The organism is Mesorhizobium sp. M7A.F.Ca.CA.004.06.1.1, from assembly GCF_003999135.1.
Taxonomy (GTDB): domain Bacteria; phylum Pseudomonadota; class Alphaproteobacteria; order Rhizobiales; family Rhizobiaceae; genus Mesorhizobium.
Genome location: NZ_RZPQ01000867.1, coordinates 1 through 2,287 on the forward strand (window position 1 = coordinate 1; position 2,287 = coordinate 2,287).

At 61.2% G+C, this 2,287-nt stretch carries 6 protein-coding genes; all 6 read right to left on the minus strand.

Going from position 1 to position 2,287, the window contains the following annotated elements; genetic code table 11:
- Positions 1–153 precede the first annotated feature (153 nt).
- Positions 154–477, minus strand: a complete 324-nt coding sequence (locus EN906_RS31385; RefSeq protein WP_127271068.1) for a hypothetical protein — start codon at positions 475–477, stop codon at positions 154–156.
- Positions 477–686, minus strand: coding sequence for a hypothetical protein (locus tag EN906_RS31390; protein WP_127271047.1), 210 nt, complete (start codon positions 684–686; stop codon positions 477–479). The genes EN906_RS31385 and EN906_RS31390 overlap by 1 nt, the downstream gene beginning before the upstream one ends.
- A complete protein-coding gene (locus tag EN906_RS31395) occupies positions 671–943 on the minus strand; it encodes a hypothetical protein (protein WP_127271048.1) in 273 nt (90 codons plus the stop codon). Before EN906_RS31395 ends, EN906_RS31390 begins: the two co-directional genes overlap by 16 nt.
- On the minus strand, positions 936–1,136 hold the full coding sequence (locus EN906_RS31400) for a hypothetical protein (RefSeq protein WP_127271050.1): 201 nt from the start codon (positions 1,134–1,136) through the stop codon (positions 936–938). The genes EN906_RS31395 and EN906_RS31400 overlap by 8 nt, the downstream gene beginning before the upstream one ends.
- A 2-nt stretch (positions 1,137–1,138) precedes the next feature.
- Positions 1,139–1,834 (minus strand): glycosyl hydrolase 108 family protein, encoded by a 696-nt coding sequence (locus EN906_RS31405; protein WP_127271052.1) that lies wholly within the window; start codon positions 1,832–1,834, stop codon positions 1,139–1,141.
- A 2-nt stretch (positions 1,835–1,836) separates the two neighbouring features.
- Positions 1,837–2,287, minus strand: a 451-nt coding sequence (locus EN906_RS31410; RefSeq protein WP_206529213.1) for a hypothetical protein, incomplete at its 5' end; no start/stop codon positions are given.

The window sequence follows — 2,287 nt, forward strand, 5'->3', positions numbered from 1 at the left end:
GCTCATAAGGCCTCCCCCACCACTTCCGCCATATCCCGAAACACACCAGAACGCAATTAAGCCACTCGAATAGTGCCGAAATGGTGAAAGCCATGTTTTATTGCCGTCGTCACCCCAGGCACACTCGCCAGATATCCGACCAGACCACCGCCGCTATTCCTCTGCCGCCGGCTTGAACTTTCGCACGATCATCTCGAACAGCATATCCGAAATCCACATAGCCGAGACGCCGATCAGGAAAGCAGCCGCAAGCGTCGTGGTGTCATCGGCCGGATCTGGAATCGGCAATCCCGTCGCTTTGAAATACGACACCACTGGCAGCGTGAGATAAGCCGCCGCCAGTGCGCCACAAACAGGCGAGGCTATCATTTCGCGCAGCTTGTACCGATGCCGCGACAGAGCCCGCAGGATGCCGCCAGAGAGGCCGGCAACAAGCACAGGGGCCTTGATGCCCAATAGGTCGAGCAAATCGTGCATCATGGCTTCCACCCGCACCAGTCAGCGCCCTTGGCATTGAACGAGTTCAAGTCGTCCAGTTCGGCGCGGGTCATGATCTGAACGACAGTCAGCGAGGGCCGGCGGGGCGTGTTGTGGTCGCACCAGACCTTGCGAGGGTCATCGATTGGGGCCGACGTGGCGCACGCTGACAGAAGCAGGAACACCGGGGCTATCAGTGCTTTGCCCATTTAGTCGCCTCCGCTCGGGCTTGGTCGTCTGTCATGCCGGCGGCCTGCCGTTCGGCCGCTGTTGCCTCCCGGTTCATCTCCAGACTGTCCTGGGCGGAGGCCAGGTCTCTGGCCGCCTGCTTGGCCTTGTCCTTGTTGGCGCGGTGAATCCCACCGGCAACGAACAGGCTGACGCCACCGACGACAGCCGCGAGAATGGCCATGATGACCTTGTTGTCGATCACGGCACTGAACAGCCACACCAGCAGCTCAGACATTGGGCTTGTCCTTGACGAAATAGCCGACGAGTCCGCCAACGACATACGGCAGCGGCTCCCAAATCGCCGGATCGGCGAAGTCGGGAAAGTTGTGCACGACAAGTGCCTTCACGATGCCGGCGGCCGACGCCGACACCATGGCCGCTGTCAGCTTGTTCGTTGGCAACGCGCTTGGCTGGCGAACCGTTCGCATGGTCACTTCCTCTTGAAAACGGCACCGACAACCGCGAACAGCAGCCGCCACAGCCAGTTGCGTTCGACGGTCTTCGTTTCGGCAGTCTGGGTTGGCTCGGGATAGACGATCTGCGGCGAAGCTGGCGGAACGGGAGCGGGTACAGGCGTCGACGGAGTGATGACAGGCTGAACCGCGGCTTCCCCCTGCCCTGCCAGAACGAGCGATTGCGAGCGGACGGACTTCACCCGATCGCTCCAGCCGCGCCCAAAAGTGGCCCAGGTCGGCAAACGCTTAAGGAAGGCCAGGCGGTCGTCACAGAGCGCGTCGATGACAACGCCCGCCGGCTTGCCGTTTGCGGCGGCGATGGTCGCTGGGCCTATGCGCCCGTCCTGCGTCACACCGACGACAGCCTGAAGGTACTTCGCAGCCCTGCCTGGCCCGGAATTTACCGCGAAGTCAAAGACGGCGTAATCCACGCCATCAGGGAGTTCAGCCCCAGCTACGGCGTCCCAATAGAACCTGCGATAGACCGTCGCCACCTGGGCATCGCTGATCTTGCGTAGATCCGCCTTTGTCGCATCGGCCTTCACGTAGCGGCGGAAATTGGTGAGCGTCACCCCTTTCATGGTGGCGCCGCCGGGATCGGCTGGATTGTCCGACCAGAGCCCTTCAGATTTCAGAACAAGCGCGAGCGCGTGGGCGAAATTGCGGTCCACGGCTATGCCCTCCAGAACTTGAGACGCGTGTAAATATCGAAGGCGGCAAACCCGGCCGTGAAACCAAAGCCGTCGTTGCTGCGGGTCGTACCGCATCGGTGTTCTATTCTGTATGTTTTCCCGGCAACGACCGGCGCACCGCCGATACTTCTGGTTTGCGTGAAGTCGTTGCCGTTGTCGGTCTGCTCACTGGTGCCTGCGGTGACTTCTACGCCATCAGTGACATTGAACAGCCGGGATTGATGAACGCCAATTTTACAAGCCGGCGCACTCCATTCTACCCAACCCGCGACGGTCGGCGTGAACTGGTTCGAGGCTAGGGAAATCAGCCCGTAGGGATCGCGGACTTCGGTGTTCAGGTCTCGGGTACGCCATGCGCCCGAAGTGAAGGTGCCGCCGTTGATGCCTGACGCCTTCTGGTCTTCCATGATGGCATCGGGTGCGCCGCCACCC

Excerpts from the sequence above, each read along its gene's own strand:
- EN906_RS31385 (WP_127271068.1), bottom strand. The coding sequence starts at position 477 with ATGCACGATTTGCTCGACCTATTGGGCATCAAGGCCCCTGTGCTTGTT.
- EN906_RS31390 (WP_127271047.1), bottom strand. The coding sequence starts at position 686 with ATGGGCAAAGCACTGATAGCCCCGGTGTTCCTGCTTCTGTCAGCGTGC.
- EN906_RS31395 (WP_127271048.1), bottom strand. The coding sequence starts at position 943 with ATGTCTGAGCTGCTGGTGTGGCTGTTCAGTGCCGTGATCGACAACAAG.
- EN906_RS31400 (WP_127271050.1), bottom strand. The coding sequence starts at position 1,136 with ATGCGAACGGTTCGCCAGCCAAGCGCGTTGCCAACGAACAAGCTGACA.